This is a genomic window from Gillisella vitis (assembly GCF_001541345.2).
GTDB classification, from domain to species: domain Bacteria; phylum Pseudomonadota; class Alphaproteobacteria; order Rhizobiales; family Rhizobiaceae; genus Allorhizobium; species Allorhizobium vitis.
This window is the reverse complement of the sequence record NZ_LMVL02000005.1, coordinates 288,481-302,698: the sequence shown is the minus strand read 5'-3', so window position 1 is coordinate 302,698 and position 14,218 is coordinate 288,481. Positions and strand designations below refer to the sequence as shown.

The window sequence follows — 14,218 nt, the reverse complement described above, 5'->3', positions numbered from 1 at the left end:
GTGTTCGGAGCAATTCCAGAACCAGCGGTCATGCCGCCCGGCTTAGAACTGCGTTAAAACCATGCGCGGCTGCGCCATCATCCGCAGATGAAGGCGCAGCCGCCAAAGGCGATTACTTGAGAGCCGGAGCGATATTGATGCAGGCTTCGCAGAGACCGGCGACAGCGCCGACCGACTTCTGGAAGGCGGCTTCCTCGTCCTTGTTCAGTTCGATCTCGATGACGCGCTCGACGCCGCCAGCACCGATCACCGTGGGTACGCCAACATACATGTCCTTGACGCCGTATTGACCGGTCAGGTGCGCAGCGCAAGGCAGAACGCGCTTCTTGTCCTTGAGGTAGGATTCAGCCATTTCAATTGCCGAAGCGGCTGGTGCGTAGAAAGCCGAACCGGTCTTCAGCAGGCCGACGATTTCGGCGCCGCCATCACGAGTGCGCTGAATGATCTCTTCCAGGCGTTCAGCGGTGACCCAGCCCATCTTGACCAGATCGGTCAACGGGATACCGCCGACCGTGGAGTAACGGGCCAGCGGCACCATGGTGTCGCCATGGCCGCCAAGCACGAAAGCCGTGACGTCCTGAACCGAAACGTTGAATTCCTCAGCCAGGAACAGGCGGAAGCGCGAGCTGTCGAGAACGCCGGCCATGCCGACAACCTTGTTGGCTGGCAGGCCGGAGAACTTCTGCAACGCCCAGACCATGGCATCGAGCGGATTGGTGATGCAGATCACGAAGGCGTTGGGGGCATATTTCTTGATGCCGGCACCAACCTGTTCCATGACCTTGAGGTTGATACCGAGCAGGTCGTCGCGGCTCATGCCGGGCTTGCGCGGCACACCAGCGGTGACGATGCAAACGTCAGCACCTTCGATGGCAGCGTAGTCGCTCGAACCGGTCAGCTTGGCATTGAAGCCTTCAACGGGCGACGACTGCGCAATGTCGAGACCCTTACCCTGCGGTACGCCATCGGCAATATCGAACAGGACGATGTCGCCCAGTTCCTTCAAGCCAGCCAGATGGGCCAGCGTACCACCGATCATTCCAGAACCAATAAGTGCGATCTTGTTGCGCGCCATTGAAGTGCTTCCTTTTAGATCCAAAACCAAGTCGGCCCTCCAATAGAGTGACCGGCCTTTGGGCCATTCGCATAGCGCGACCAGGAAAAAAGCGCAACCGATATTTATGAGAGCATATTTTTCAATCGTTTAGACTATAAAATTCTTACGTAAAGGTAAGATATTAAGTCATCAATTCTTCACATTTCCGCAATGCGGGCTGCATGCGCTTCGAGATATTCACGGCTACGCATCTCAAACAGCCGCGATGCTGTCCGGTCGAATTCGAACCCTTCGGTTCCTTTTCTGGCCGTCAACAAGGCCTCCGGCTCGGCCGCGGCACTGGCATGCACCCGCACATGATGGTCATAGAGTGCGTCGATCAGGATGATGAAGCGCTTTGTCTGATTGCGTTTTTCAGGCCCGAGATAGGGAATATGATCGACAAAGATTGTATGAAACCGGTCGGCAAGCGCCAGGTAATCGGAGGCACCCAGCGGCTGCTCGCACAGCTCGGCAAACGTGAAGCGGGCCATTTTTCCAACGGCCCGCTTCACCGGCAAAAGCCTGCCCTTCATTTCGATATCCAGCGGTTTTTCCAGGCGGCCTGCGGTCATCATTTTCCAGGCACGGTCCATTTCCCGATCCGCTACGGCATCTGCCGGAGAGAGATAGATCGGCAGTTGATCGGCCTTTTCCAGCCGGTAATCGGTCGGCGAATCGAGCGAGAGGATCTCGACATATTGTTTGAGCAAGCCAATGAACGGCACAAACAGACCCCGGTTCAACCCATCCGGATAAAGATTGTCCGGCTCGACATTGGAGGTCGCCACCAGAATGCAGCCGCGTGCGAAAAGCTCGGTAAACAACCGCGACAGGATCATCGCATCGGCGATATCGGTAACGGTGAATTCATCGAAGCACAAAAGCCCCGCTTCGGCGGCCAGTTGCTCCGCCACCGGCGGCACGGGGTCGGCCTGCTTTGTCTCGCCATTTTTGAGTTTCTGCCGATGGATGTGAATGCGATTATGCACATCGGCCATGAATTCATGAAAATGCGCCCGACGCTTCTTTTCCACGGGCGCCATGCGAAAGAACAGGTCCATCAGCATGGTTTTGCCGCGCCCGACGCTGCCATGCACATAAAGCCCCATGATCTTGGTTTGGGGCGCGCGATGCCGTGCAAAGATCCAGCCAAGCGCCGAGGACTTCTTTGCTGGCTTGCGTTCTTTCAACTGGAGAAGGATGCGATCGAGCCGGGCGGCGACCGCCATCTGGGCGGGATCGGCCATCAGCTCCCCCGAGAGGGTCCGCGCCTTCAGATCCTCGCTGACGCTGAGGGCATAATCGGGCACAGGCTGCATGTCGAACTCCGCGGAGGATATAGGCCTGCCCCTTCGCATCAAAGGGCAGGCATCAGAATGAAGGGCGGTTCAATACACCCTTACCGGCTGAGGCTGACAGGCTGGCCAGCGCTGGTGGAACCGTTGAAGCGATTATCCGCCGTCTTGTAGAGAGTGCCGATCACATTGCCGTCGCGATCCTTCAGCATCAACTGCTTATTGGCGACATCCCAGGCGCCCATCGTCGTCAGCGGACCGACGCAACCGCGCGTACCGCCGCGCGATCCACCACCCAGATTGGTGAGGGTCAGGAACATGTCGCAGCTGGACTGGCCATTGGCCACACGCCAATTGCCGACCATCTGTTCCTTGGTGAAATCGAGGGAACTACCCGGTGGCGGCGCATTGGGCGTCAAGGCAGCGGTTTGGTTAGAGGTGGGCGCTACTGGAAACTGGCTTGCACCCGGAGGCGGCAATTGCCCCGATTGAACCTGAGGCACCGGTTGCGCCTGCAAAGGCGGCAGTGACGAGGAACCGTAATCGCTTGACGTACGCTGACACCCGGCAAGAGAAAGCACGACCATCAGACCCGTCGCCGCAAATTTCAGTTTCATCCTAACACTCCCGGTTGCTTCATCATCGTCAGCTTTCGCATTTCAGCGACAGCTATCATGCACCAAACGCCCGGAAACTAGCGCCAAAGCTGGTTTGAAATCAAGGCAGAAGCCTCTTCAACGGCAAGCAAATAGCGTGTTTGCGTCCAGAAGATCAATATTTTCCTTACAAAACCGCGTGAGATGCAGCCAGTAGCGCTGCCAGAGCCTGTCGCAACCGCGACAGCAGACCATCCGCACTATTTTACACGATGAGTCGTTGAAGATGACGACCGTGTATCTTGTGCCAATATCTCAAGCACGTGATGCATTTGAGATATTGAGATACCCAGGGCGAGGATGCCTGAGCATCTTCGCCCTGGGTATGACCGCAGCCAGCCAAATTCGTTAAACGCGGCGCTCGACCATCATCTTCTTGATTTCAGCAATCGCCTTGGCCGGGTTGAGGCCCTTTGGACAGACTTGCGCGCAATTCATGATCGTATGGCAACGATAGAGCCGGAAGGGATCTTCAAGATTGTCCAGACGCTCGCCCTTGGCCTCGTCACGGCTGTCGATCAACCAGCGATAGGCTTGTAGCAGCACGGCTGGGCCGAGATAGCGATCGCCATTCCACCAATAGCTTGGGCAGGAGGTCGAGCAGCAAGCGCAGAGAATGCATTCATAAAGACCATCCAACTTCTGCCGGTCGTCATGGCTTTGCTTCCATTCCTTAACCGGCGTCGGAGACACCGTCTTCAGCCAGGGCTCAATGGAGCGGTGCTGGGCATAGAAGTTGGTCAGGTCGGGAACCAGATCCTTTACGACAGGCATATGCGGCAGAGGATAGATCTTCACGGTCCCCTTCACGTCGTCAGTGCCCTTGGTGCAGGCCAAGGTGTTGGTACCATCGATATTCATCGCGCAGGAGCCGCAAATGCCTTCACGACAGGAGCGGCGGAATGTCAGCGTCGGATCGATCTTGTTCTTGATGTAGAGAAGACCGTCGAGAACCATCGGGCCGCAATCATCCATATCGACATAATAGGTATCGAGGCTTGGATTTTTGTCGTCATCGGGGCTCCAGCGATAGATCTGGTATTCCCGCAGGTTCTTGGCACCTGAAGGCTTTGGCCAGACCTTGCCCGGCGTGATCTGAGAATTCTTGGGAAGCGTCAGTTCAACCATGTCGATATCCTCACATCAATAAACGCGGGCCTTGGGCTCGATCTTCTTAGGATCGATCCCATCCGCCAGAAGCTCGGTGTGTACAGGACGGTAATCCAGCTTCACATCGCCCGCTTCATTGACCCAGGCCAGGGTGTGCTTGCGCCAGTTGACGTCGTCGCGACCACCATAAGGACCGTCGACAAAATCCTCGCGGGCATGCGAACCACGGCTTTCCTTGCGGGCTTCCGCGCCATAGACCGTGGTGATGGCATTGGCCATCAGATTGTGCAGCTCCAGGGTTTCCACCAGATCGGAATTCCATACCAGCGACCGGTCCGTGACCTTGATGTCGGGCATTTCCTTCCAGATTTCCGAGATCCGGCGGCAACCACTTTCCAGCGCTTCCTGGGTGCGGAACACCGCAGCATCTTCCTGCATGGCGCGCTGCATCTTGTCACGCAGCACGGCAGTCGGCGTCGAGCCGCTGGAATGACGGATGGCGTCAAACCGCTCCATGATCTTGTCGCAGGCCGCGACGTTCAGCGCCGGGATCGGAGACACCCGATCGATCACTTCAGCGGCACGGATGGCCGCAGCACGTCCGAACACCACGAGGTCGATCAGCGAATTGGAACCAAGACGGTTGGCGCCATGCACCGAGGCGCAACCGGCTTCACCGACAGCCATCAAGCCGGGTGCGATCCGCTCGGGGTTTTCAGCATCGGCGTTCAGCACTTCACCCCAATAATTGGTCGGAATGCCGCCCATATTGTAGTGAACGGTTGGCAGAACCGGGATCGGTTCGCGGGTGACATCGACACCGGCAAAAATCTTGGCGCTCTCGGAAATGCCCGGCAGGCGCTCATGCAACACGGCTGGATCGAGATGGTCGAGATGCAGGTAGATATGATCCTTGTTCTTGCCAACGCCCCGGCCCTCGCGGATTTCCAGGGTCATGCAGCGCGAAACCACGTCACGCGAGGCAAGATCCTTGGCCGATGGGGCATAGCGTTCCATGAAACGCTCACCCTCGGAATTGACCAGGTAGCCGCCTTCGCCGCGTGCGCCCTCGGTGATCAGACAGCCGGCACCGTAAATACCGGTCGGATGGAACTGAACGAATTCCATGTCCTGAAGCGGCAGACCGGCGCGAGCAATCATGCCGCCGCCATCGCCAGTGCAGGTATGGGCCGACGTTGCCGAGAAATAGGCGCGACCATAACCGCCGGTCGCCAGCACCACCATCTTGGCGGAGAAGCGATGGATCGTGCCGTCATCGAGGTTCCAGGCCACGACACCGGTGCAACGGCCATCCTCGGCCATAATCAGGTCGAGAGCGAAATATTCGATGAAGAATTCGGCATTATGCTTCAGGGACTGACCGTAAAGCGTATGCAGAATGGCGTGGCCGGTCCGGTCGGCGGCAGCACAGGTGCGCTGTACCGGCGGGCCTTCGCCGTAATTCTGCATATGGCCGCCGAAGGGGCGCTGATAGATTTTGCCTTCTTCATTCCGCGAGAACGGCACGCCATAATGTTCCAGCTCATAGACCGCCTTTGGCGCTTCCATGGCCAGATATTGCATGGCGTCCACATCGCCCAGCCAGTCGGAGCCCTTGACGGTATCGTAAAGATGCCACTGCCAGCAATCCGGCGTCATGTTGTTGAGCGAAGCGGCAATGCCACCTTGGGCTGCAACCGTGTGGGAGCGGGTCGGGAAAACCTTGGTGATACAGGCGGTCTTGAAACCCTGCTCGGCCATGCCGAGCGTGGCGCGCAGGCCAGCGCCACCTGCGCCGACAACGACCACGTCATAGGCGTGATCGACATAGGTATAGCTGCGGCCATTGATGGTTGGGCCGGCCTTGGAAGAAGAACTTGTCGCTGCCATGATGAATTATCCTACAAACGCGATCTTGAGGATGGCGAAAAGACAGAGCGCACCCGTGATGACCACGAAAAATGTGTTGAGCATCATCAGCCCCATTTTCATAATTTCGTTATGAATATAGTCGGCGATGATTTCCTGCATGCCAATCTTCATGTGAATCAGGCCGGAAAGCACGACCAGTCCCATGATAACAGCCACGAGAGGGTTCGACAAAGCAGACACGACATCGGCATAGGGTGCGCCGGCATGAGTCAGCATGAAAATGATGAAGAACAGCATGAGCGGCACGTTGGCGATGGCCGTCAGGCGCTGGCGCCAGAAATGTTCCGTGCCGTCCTTTGCGGAGCCGAGACCGCGAACTTTACCGAGCGGTGTACGCATATCCATGATTAAAATCCCTCAGCGGATGATGAACGCGACGACCCAGACCAGAACGGTCAGGACGACGGATGCAACGGCTGTCGCCTTGGCGAGCTTGGTGTTGAAGTGCTTCTCCAGACCATAGCCCAGGTCCCATGCGAAATGGCGCATGCCACCCAGCATGTGGTGGATCAGCGCCCAGCTGAAGCCGAACAGAATGATCTTGCCGATGAACGTCCCCATGAACCAGGAGACCCAGTCGTAATAATCCGCTCCCGTTGAGGCGGCGATCAGCCACCAGGCAACCAGCGCGGTCCCAAAATACAAGGCTCCACCGGTAATGCGATGCACGATGGACATCAACATTGTCGGAACAAGCTTGTAGATTTGCAGATGCGGCGACAAAGGCCGTTGTTTTGTCACGTTCGCCATCTCGTCCTCACGGCGTTCAAGTGCATTCCACCTTTGGAATGGAAGGGATATAGGGCGCTCCGTCATGGAGTGCAGTGCGTCAAATTGGACCTTTAATCCTCCGATTGATGCAGGACAAGGCGGATTTGAAACTGGCTTTCAATTTAATCGATTGGCAAGTCCCTGATCAGGCACCTCTCCAACCAAACACGCATGGCGCGACAATAAACAGCAGTTCTTAAGAAAATCGACCAGATAGCTGGAATGACTTGATTTTCCCATGGCTCGAATTAATCTCTTGTTAACCACGTTTTGATGGGGATCGGAGAAAAAACTTGCCAGCCACTGGTAAAATCACCCGTATCAAAGCATCCGCCCTGGCCCTGGCCTGCGGATGTTTACTGGCCCAGGCCGCCTATGCGGGCGGCACACATGATGGTTCCGCTTATCATGGCCAGCCGACAAGGTCGCATGCCGGTTCAGCGGCAGGATCGATCATCGGGATCGGCACCCCCGGCGGCACCTATACTTTTGGTGTTTCTGCCTGGCGCACCGACAGGAGCGGCCAAAACACCACCCCTCTGGCACCCAAGGCCAAGATCATCGACGTCAAAGCGCAGCTGGAAACCTCACCCTGCACCTATGAAGCAGGTGTTTGCATCATACGCCCCTGACCGATGCTCCCCCATCAGCAAAATTTCCAGACGGTGGTTTTTTTCACCTCGCTGTCTTCCAGCATCCGCGTGACCGGAACCTGATAGGTCGCCAAGGCCTGCATCCGATCAGTCGGGCAATAGCTTCGACCGGGATCGCCGACCAGGATATCGATTCCCTGCCCGCACAGCGTTGAAAACCAGGGTACCAATCGGTCGGCAAAGCTCTTGTCGTAAAAAACATCGCCAGCCAGCAGCAGGTCGGCATCCAGTGTCTGGCCAATCAGATTCTTGCCGCTAAAACCAAGTTCCACCCCGTTTTCAGCCGCATTGAGGGCAATTGCCGCCTGTACGAACGGATCGATATCCACGCACAGCACCGAAACCGCGCCAGCCTTGGCGGCGGCAATGGCAACCAGACCGGAACCACTGGCGAAATCCACCACTCGCTTGCCCGCCACAAGCTGCGGATTGTCGAGGATATAGCGCGCCAAGCCTTGGCCACCGGCCCAGGCAAAGGCCCAGAAGGGCGGCGGCAAGCCGATTTCCGCCAGATCTTCCTCGGTTTTCAGCCAGAGATCATGAACTTCGCTGGCCAGATGCAGCCGGATTTCCGGCACATGCGGCGGCGCGATCAGATCGGTATTGTCGAGAATGAATCGCCGGGGATCGATCTTCACAGCGGAAACGCTCACACCGGCGGGTTTTCAAGCCCGCCCATGCGGCAGATCTCGAAATATTCCTCCTCGGTCACCGGCTGTACCGAAAGCCGCATCGAGGTCACCAGCGCCATCTGCGCGAGGTTCGGATTGGCCTTGACGTCCTTCAACGTTACCGGTTTTGGCATGTCCTGCACGGCGCGGATGTCGACGCAGTCCCAACGAGCATCGCCTTCAGCGGTGGAATCGGGATGGGAAAGCGCGCAAACTTCGGTAATGCCGACCACTTCCAACCCCTCGTTGGAGTGGTAGAACAGACCCTTATCGCCAATCTTCATCGCCCGCATATTGTTGCGGGCCAGATAGTTGCGCACCCCGGTCCATTCGGTGCCCGCCTCGCCCGCATCCTTCTGCATGGCCCAGGACCATTTGAAGGGCTCGGATTTGTAAAGCCAGAAAGCCATGCGTCTTACGCCTCAGGATTGTTGAAGACCCAGTTATAGGGTTTGATCTCGACGCTTTCGAACAGGCCCGCCTTGGCATAAGGGTCTTGCGCCGCGATTTCCTTGGCAGAAGCAAGATCGTCCGCCTTGATCAGCAGCATCGAACCGCAGGGCTTGCCATCGCCATCCAGGAAAGGCCCACCGATTTTCAGCACCCCCTCAGCATTCAAGCCGTTCAGCCACTCCACATGCGGCGGGCGGGTCGCCATTCGAAGGTCAAGATGGTTGGGCTTATCGGCGCAGATCACAGCAAACAGCATGGCTCGTCTCCTCAAAAATTATTCCGTGGTAATCGGGCGGGTCATCAGCGCATCCACCGCCCGGTCGATATCCAGCACACCATCGATGATGGCGGCAACTGCCTGGGTAATCGGCATGGCAATACCGTGGTGTTCGGCAAGGCGGGCGGCAACGGCAGCCGCAAAGGCACCCTCGACCAGGCCACCGCTGCCAAGCTGGCTTTGCTCACCCTTGGCAAGCGCAATACCATAGCGCAAGTTGCGGGATTGATGGCTGGTGGCCGTCAATACCAGATCGCCAAGGCCCGACAGGCCGCGCACCGTATCCGCCTTGCCGCCCATGGCGACGACCAGCCGCGACATTTCCGCAAGGCCGCGCGAAATCAACGCCGCCCGGGCTGATTCGCCCAATCCCCGGCCCTCGACGATGCCGCAGGCAATCGCCAGCACATTCTTCAACGCTCCGCCCAGTTGCACACCAATCCGGTCGTCGGCAGCATAAAGCCGGAATGTCCGGGTGGACAGCGTCCGCGCCAGATCCTCGGCCATGTCAAGATTGGCAGAAGCCAGCGCCATTGCGGTCGGCAGGCCACGGGCGATATCCATGGCAAAACCTGGTCCCGACAGAACCGCGACGGGATGATGCGGCAATTTTTCTTCCAGCAACTCGGTCAGCAGCCGGGAGCTTGCCCGATCGATGCCCTTGGCACAGGTCACCACCATGGCCTCGGCGGAAAGATAGGGACCATAGGTCGATGCGGCATCGGCCTGCGCCTGCGAGGGCATGGCAAACAACACAATATCGGCACCGGCCAGCACATACGGCTCGAAGGCGAATTCCAGCCCGAAAGGCAAGGCAACCCCAGGCAGAGCTGCGTCATGCATGCCATCGGCACTGAGATCGGCCATCAAAGAAGGATCGCGGCCCAGCAAAGTGACCTTGGACCGCCCTTCCAGCGCCATGACAGCCGCCAGCGCCGTGCCGAAGGCACCGGCACCGATCACCGCAATGTGATGATGTCCACTCATGCTTTCGCACCCCGCTTGCCAGATCCAAGCAAGGTCGCCGCATTGCCATCAAGAGGCCAGCGGGCGCGCGGCGAGACCGACAGGTCATCTGCCGGGAAGCCATGGGCCAGCCGCTCCAGTCCAGCCCAGGCGATCATTGCCGCATTGTCGGTGCAAAGATGATGCGGAGGGGCGATGAAGCGAAACCCGTGTCGTTCACATAAAGTCTGCAAGGCAGTGCGCAACGCCTGATTGGCGGCCACACCCCCAGCCACCACCAGGGCTGGCTTGGCCTCAAGACCCGGATATTCCGTATTGAATCGCTCCAGCCCCCGACCGATCCGGTCGTCCATGGTACGGGCGATGGCGCGCTGGAAAGAGGCGCAGATATCGGCGATATCGGATTGGCTGACCGGCGCTGCCGCCTGCGCCGCCTGCCGCACCGCTGTCTTCAGTCCTGAAAAGGAAAAATCCAGCCGTGCCTCACCCACCAGCGGTCGCGGAAAATTGAAGCGTTTTTCGTTGCCATGAACGGCGGCGCGCTCCACCGCAGGGCCACCCGGATAGGGCAGGCCGAGTAGTTTGGCGGTTTTATCAAATGCCTCGCCAAGCGCATCGTCGATGGTCGTGCCCCAGCGCTGATAATCGCCGACGCCACGCACCAGAACCAATTGGGTATGACCACCGGAGACCAGCAGCATCAGATAGGGAAAGGCCACATTGTCCGTCAGCCGCGCCGTCAGCGCATGGCCTTCCAGATGGTTGATAGCGTAAAGCGGCTTTCCAGCCGCCCGGGCAATCGCCTTGCCGGTCATCAGCCCGACGATCAGCCCGCCGATCAGGCCAGGACCGGCGGTGGCAGCCACGGCATCGATGTCGCACAACCGCATATCGGCCTTGGCCAGCGCCTCTTCCACCAGCGTATCCAGCGCCTCGACATGGGCGCGGGCAGCGATTTCCGGCACGACGCCGCCATAGACGCTGTGTTCGTCCAGCTGGCTCAACACCACATCGGATACGATTTCGCCGCGTCCGTCGTCATGGCGCAGAACGATAGCGGCTGCGGTTTCATCGCAGCTGGTTTCGATGCCGAGAATCTTCAAAGGACCTGTCATGGAGGTTGAATTGCGTCGATTTGATTGATTGCGAGGAAGAGCAAACATGGTTACGAGAACCTCCGGTAACAATGGATGACTTCGGATGCAAACGAAACCTTTCCGCATCGGCACACGCGGCAGCCCTTTAGCACTGGCCCAGGCCCACGAAACCCGCGAGCGTCTGGCCGAGGCCCACGGCCTTTCGCCTGATATGTTCGAGATCGTTGTCCTGTCGACCACCGGCGACCGCATCACCGACCGGTCGCTGGCGGAAATCGGCGGCAAGGGCCTGTTCACCCTGGAACTGGAGCAGCAATTGCTGTCTGGCGGGCTGGATTTTGCCGTGCATTCCTCCAAGGACATGCCAACGGCCCTCCCCGATGGGTTGGAGATTTCCGCCTATCTGCCACGCGAAGATATGCGTGATGCCTTTATTGGCCGCACGGCACCCAAGCTGCTGGAGCTTGCCGACGGCGCGGTCATCGGCTCGGCCTCGCTGAGGCGTCAGGCGCTGATTCGCAAGCTTCGGCCCGACCTCAAGGTCATTACCTATCGCGGCGCGGTGGAAACCCGGCTTCGCAAGCTGGCCGCAGGCGAGGTCGATGCCACGTTGCTGGCCGTGGCCGGATTGAAGCGGCTCGACAAGGAAACGGTGATTACCCAATATCTCGACCTCGAAAGCTTTCCGCCCGCACCAGCACAGGGCGCAATCTGCATCGAGGCACGGGTCGATGACCGCCGGGTTCAGGATCTGTTGGCCGCCATCAACCATCGCCCGACTTTTGACGCGGTTTCCTGTGAGCGTGCCTTTCTGGCCGCGCTGGACGGCTCCTGTCGCACACCGATTGCCGGCTATGCGATATCGGATGGCGAGATGATCCGCCTGACCGGCACGATTCTGACGCCGGATGGTCAGGTCTCCCATTCGGTCGAGGCCGAGGGCCGCTGCGCCGATGGGCTTGCGCTCGGCTGGTCGGCGGGCGAAAAGGTCAAGAACAAAGCCGGACCTGGCTTCTTTGAGGCATGGACCTGACGACATGCGCGTTCTGCTGACCCGGACCGAGACCGCAAGCCGCAAGACGGCAGACCGTCTCCGTGCCCTGGGTCACGACACAGTACTCCTGCCGCTGGCCAGAGCCATACACCACGTCGATGATACACTGTCTGCCCTTTCCCAACCGCATGCAGCCCTGGCAGTCACCAGCAGCGAGGCGATCAGAAGCCTTGCATCTCATCGCGAGGCGCTTCGGGGCCATTTCGAAACCCCGCTGTTTGCCGTGGGTGAGGCGAGCGCCAGCACCGCACGAGGGCTTGGTTTTCGCAAGATTCTGAGCGCCCGAGGCGATGGTGCGGCTCTGGCTGAACAGATTGCCGCCGCCTCGATGGACTGGGAAAATCCCCTGCTTTATCTGGCGGGGCAGCCCCGCAAGCAGAGCCTGGAACAAGGGTTGCGCCAGACCTCCATTCCCTTTCGTGTTGTGGACGCCTATACTATGCAGGGGCTGACTTATCATGAGGACGACATCCGTGCCCGGCTCGAGCAAAAGGCGGTGGACGCTGTGCTGCTGTATTCCGCCGAGACCGCCAGACGGTTTTTTGCCCTGCCTCTTTCGGGTAAAGCCGCCAGTCTTTTCGCATCCGCACACATTTTCTGCCTGAGCGCCGACATTGCCGAAAACGTGGCAAAACCGTTCAGGAACAGGGTATCCATTGCCCTTCAGCCTCGTGAGGACGATCTGCTTTCTCTCCTGTAAAACCACAAGGCATGCGGCAAATGCGGGCAAGCCCCTTTCCTTCCAGACGATCCCTGACTAATTTCATTCCACACCCATTGAAAACGAGGTTGCCATGGTTTCCGGAAAACCCCCACGCCGCTCAAAAACGACCGAAGAGCCGGTGACCATCGACCTGACGGCAACGCCTGTTCAAGCGCCTGAAATCGGCAACCCGCTGGTGCCGGGTGACAAACCGGAGGAACAGGCCGTCAGCCCGGATCACACCCAATCGTCCGATCACGAGCAATCGCTGGACAAGGTAGACCAACCCAAGGACAAGCCTGTCGATCCCATGGCAGAGCAGGAAAGCGCGCCGATCTCGCAGGCCGAGGACCAGAGGCGGGAGGATATCAACGCCGACGGAGCAAAGGTCTGGCCGGGCAAACCGGAAGACGCTCATTTTGGCGGTGAGACCTCGGCCTTTTCGCCACCCCCGCCGGACGAGCCGGAACCACCGCTGATGGAAGCATCCGCTGAGGGCGAGGCATCCGGGCCACCCCCACGCGCCTCCTCTCCCACCATGGCAGGTTTCGTGGCCGCAGGTATTGTTGGCGGGCTGATCGCGCTGGTCGGCGCGGGCGCCCTGCAATATGCTGGCGTGATCCCCTCGACCGGTTCTGCAAAGGACGACAGTGCGGTCAGTAAACAGGTCGCAACCCTGAGCGCTGAGGTCGAGAGCCTTAAGGCAGGCAGCGCGAATGGTGCTGCCCCGACCGATCTTTCCGGCCTCGACAGCCGTTTGGCTAAACTGGAAGCGGGCCAGCAGCAAACCTCGGTCGATCCCGCTGCCGTCAGCGACTTGCAGGCAAAGCTTGCCAGCGCCAACCAGGCAATCGACCAGCTGAAATCGGATCTTGCCGGTCGGGTGGAAAAGCTCACCGAAAACCAGACGGAAGTTTCCGACAAGGTGAGCGCCATTGAAACCAAGATCAACAAGCCGCGTGACGACATCGAAGTCGCCCGCGCCATCGCCGCCTCGGCTTTGAAGACCGCCGCGGACCGGGGCGGGCCGTTCCTGGCCGAGTTGCGCACGCTGGGCAGTATTGCACAGGAAGACACCGCCATTGCCGCTCTGGAGCCTTATGCGACCACGGGCGTCACTTCCCGTATCGAGCTGCAACGGCAATTCGGACCGGTTGCCGACAAGATCCTCTCGACCATCAACGCGCCTACGGAAAGCGCCAATATCGGCGAGCGTCTTTGGGCCAGCGCCATGTCGGTGGTCAAGGTCCGGCCAGTCGGCAATGTCGAAGGTGATAACGCCTCGGCCATCGTTGCACGCATCGAGGACAAGATCCGCAATGGCGATCTGAAGGGTGCGGCAGCCGAATGGGACAGCCTGCCTGAGGCCGGGCGCACCGTCTCTGCTGAGTTCAAGAAGGCGCTCGACGCCCGTATTACCGTTGAAAACCAGGTTTCCGACGCGCTGGCCCGTGCCGTCGCCGGACGGCAAGGATAAGCAT

The 14,218-nt window shown here is 59.0% G+C and carries 16 protein-coding genes; 4 read left to right on the top strand and 12 right to left on the bottom strand.

Annotated features, from left to right (window positions below):
- Positions 1-112 precede the first annotated feature (112 nt).
- The 7 genes from mdh to sdhC form a co-directional block, all read right to left on the bottom strand.
- Positions 113-1,075, bottom strand: coding sequence for a malate dehydrogenase (mdh, locus tag ASB66_RS18765; RefSeq protein WP_015917398.1), 963 nt, complete (start codon positions 1,073-1,075; stop codon positions 113-115).
- A gap of 179 nt (positions 1,076-1,254) precedes the next feature.
- Positions 1,255-2,418 (bottom strand): cell division protein ZapE, encoded by a 1,164-nt coding sequence (gene zapE / locus ASB66_RS18760; RefSeq protein ID WP_060718674.1) that lies wholly within the window; start codon positions 2,416-2,418, stop codon positions 1,255-1,257.
- Between the two features lie 80 nt (positions 2,419-2,498).
- Positions 2,499-3,011 (bottom strand): protease inhibitor Inh/omp19 family protein, encoded by a 513-nt coding sequence (locus ASB66_RS18755; RefSeq protein WP_060718675.1) that lies wholly within the window; start codon positions 3,009-3,011, stop codon positions 2,499-2,501.
- A gap of 387 nt (positions 3,012-3,398) precedes the next feature.
- Entirely contained in the window at positions 3,399-4,178 is a 780-nt protein-coding gene (locus ASB66_RS18750; protein ID WP_060718676.1) for a succinate dehydrogenase iron-sulfur subunit, read from the bottom strand.
- 15 nt (positions 4,179-4,193) lie between these two features.
- Positions 4,194-6,050 (bottom strand): succinate dehydrogenase flavoprotein subunit, encoded by a 1,857-nt coding sequence (gene sdhA / locus ASB66_RS18745; protein ID WP_015917402.1) that lies wholly within the window; start codon positions 6,048-6,050, stop codon positions 4,194-4,196.
- A gap of 6 nt (positions 6,051-6,056) precedes the next feature.
- A complete protein-coding gene (gene sdhD, locus ASB66_RS18740) occupies positions 6,057-6,437 on the bottom strand; it encodes a succinate dehydrogenase, hydrophobic membrane anchor protein (RefSeq protein ID WP_060718677.1) in 381 nt (126 codons plus the stop codon).
- Between the two features lie 12 nt (positions 6,438-6,449).
- Positions 6,450-6,842, bottom strand: a complete 393-nt coding sequence (gene sdhC / locus ASB66_RS18735; protein ID WP_015917404.1) for a succinate dehydrogenase, cytochrome b556 subunit — start codon at positions 6,840-6,842, stop codon at positions 6,450-6,452.
- A gap of 314 nt (positions 6,843-7,156) precedes the next feature.
- Between sdhC and ASB66_RS18730 the strand changes: the two genes are divergently transcribed.
- Positions 7,157-7,495: a hypothetical protein gene (locus ASB66_RS18730; protein WP_060718678.1), complete on the top strand. Its 339-nt coding sequence runs from the start codon at positions 7,157-7,159 to the stop codon at positions 7,493-7,495.
- A gap of 14 nt (positions 7,496-7,509) precedes the next feature.
- Here the strand turns inward: ASB66_RS18730 and ASB66_RS18725 are convergent, their stop codons facing one another.
- The 5 genes from ASB66_RS18725 to tsaD are packed head-to-tail and all read right to left on the bottom strand — an operon-like array spanning position 7,510 to position 10,998.
- Positions 7,510-8,154 carry a class I SAM-dependent methyltransferase gene (locus tag ASB66_RS18725; protein WP_060718887.1) on the bottom strand — a complete coding sequence of 215 codons (645 nt, stop codon included), beginning with the start codon at positions 8,152-8,154 and terminating at the stop codon, positions 7,510-7,512.
- 11 nt (positions 8,155-8,165) lie between these two features.
- Positions 8,166-8,597 (bottom strand): EVE domain-containing protein, encoded by a 432-nt coding sequence (locus ASB66_RS18720; RefSeq protein ID WP_114386835.1) that lies wholly within the window; start codon positions 8,595-8,597, stop codon positions 8,166-8,168.
- 5 nt (positions 8,598-8,602) lie between these two features.
- On the bottom strand, positions 8,603-8,896 hold the full coding sequence (locus tag ASB66_RS18715) for a YciI-like protein (RefSeq protein WP_060718680.1): 294 nt from the start codon (positions 8,894-8,896) through the stop codon (positions 8,603-8,605).
- Positions 8,897-8,914: 18 nt separating this feature from the next.
- Positions 8,915-9,904, bottom strand: a complete 990-nt coding sequence (locus tag ASB66_RS18710; protein ID WP_060718681.1) for an NAD(P)H-dependent glycerol-3-phosphate dehydrogenase — start codon at positions 9,902-9,904, stop codon at positions 8,915-8,917.
- Positions 9,901-10,998, bottom strand: coding sequence for a tRNA (adenosine(37)-N6)-threonylcarbamoyltransferase complex transferase subunit TsaD (tsaD, locus tag ASB66_RS18705; RefSeq protein WP_060718888.1), 1,098 nt, complete (start codon positions 10,996-10,998; stop codon positions 9,901-9,903). Before tsaD ends, ASB66_RS18710 begins: the two co-directional genes overlap by 4 nt.
- A gap of 85 nt (positions 10,999-11,083) precedes the next feature.
- Between tsaD and hemC the strand changes: the two genes are divergently transcribed.
- The 3 genes from hemC (at position 11,084) to ASB66_RS18690 (ending at position 14,214) form a co-directional block, all read left to right on the top strand.
- Positions 11,084-12,013 carry a hydroxymethylbilane synthase gene (gene hemC, locus ASB66_RS18700; protein WP_060718682.1) on the top strand — a complete coding sequence of 310 codons (930 nt, stop codon included), beginning with the start codon at positions 11,084-11,086 and terminating at the stop codon, positions 12,011-12,013.
- A 4-nt stretch (positions 12,014-12,017) separates the two neighbouring features.
- Positions 12,018-12,734 (top strand): uroporphyrinogen-III synthase, encoded by a 717-nt coding sequence (locus tag ASB66_RS18695; RefSeq protein WP_060718683.1) that lies wholly within the window; start codon positions 12,018-12,020, stop codon positions 12,732-12,734.
- Positions 12,735-12,828: 94 nt separating this feature from the next.
- Positions 12,829-14,214, top strand: a complete 1,386-nt coding sequence (locus ASB66_RS18690; protein ID WP_060718684.1) for a COG4223 family protein — start codon at positions 12,829-12,831, stop codon at positions 14,212-14,214.
- Positions 14,215-14,218 lie beyond the last annotated feature (4 nt).

What these genes read in the sequence shown, in the direction of transcription:
- mdh (WP_015917398.1), bottom strand. Translation starts at nt 1,075, where the DNA reads ATGGCGCGCAACAAGATCGCACTTATTGGTTCTGGAATGATCGGTGGT.
- zapE (WP_060718674.1), bottom strand. Translation starts at nt 2,418, where the DNA reads ATGCAGCCTGTGCCCGATTATGCCCTCAGCGTCAGCGAGGATCTGAAG.
- ASB66_RS18755 (WP_060718675.1), bottom strand. Translation starts at nt 3,011, where the DNA reads ATGAAACTGAAATTTGCGGCGACGGGTCTGATGGTCGTGCTTTCTCTT.
- ASB66_RS18750 (WP_060718676.1), bottom strand. Translation starts at nt 4,178, where the DNA reads ATGGTTGAACTGACGCTTCCCAAGAATTCTCAGATCACGCCGGGCAAG.
- sdhA (WP_015917402.1), bottom strand. Translation starts at nt 6,050, where the DNA reads ATGGCAGCGACAAGTTCTTCTTCCAAGGCCGGCCCAACCATCAATGGC.
- sdhD (WP_060718677.1), bottom strand. Translation starts at nt 6,437, where the DNA reads ATGGATATGCGTACACCGCTCGGTAAAGTTCGCGGTCTCGGCTCCGCA.
- sdhC (WP_015917404.1), bottom strand. Translation starts at nt 6,842, where the DNA reads ATGGCGAACGTGACAAAACAACGGCCTTTGTCGCCGCATCTGCAAATC.
- ASB66_RS18720 (WP_114386835.1), bottom strand. Translation starts at nt 8,597, where the DNA reads ATGGCTTTCTGGCTTTACAAATCCGAGCCCTTCAAATGGTCCTGGGCC.
- ASB66_RS18715 (WP_060718680.1), bottom strand. Translation starts at nt 8,896, where the DNA reads ATGCTGTTTGCTGTGATCTGCGCCGATAAGCCCAACCATCTTGACCTT.
- ASB66_RS18710 (WP_060718681.1), bottom strand. Translation starts at nt 9,904, where the DNA reads ATGAGTGGACATCATCACATTGCGGTGATCGGTGCCGGTGCCTTCGGC.
- tsaD (WP_060718888.1), bottom strand. Translation starts at nt 10,998, where the DNA reads ATGACAGGTCCTTTGAAGATTCTCGGCATCGAAACCAGCTGCGATGAA.
- hemC (WP_060718682.1), top strand. Translation starts at nt 11,084, where the DNA reads ATGCAAACGAAACCTTTCCGCATCGGCACACGCGGCAGCCCTTTAGCA.
- ASB66_RS18695 (WP_060718683.1), top strand. Translation starts at nt 12,018, where the DNA reads ATGCGCGTTCTGCTGACCCGGACCGAGACCGCAAGCCGCAAGACGGCA.
- ASB66_RS18690 (WP_060718684.1), top strand. Translation starts at nt 12,829, where the DNA reads ATGGTTTCCGGAAAACCCCCACGCCGCTCAAAAACGACCGAAGAGCCG.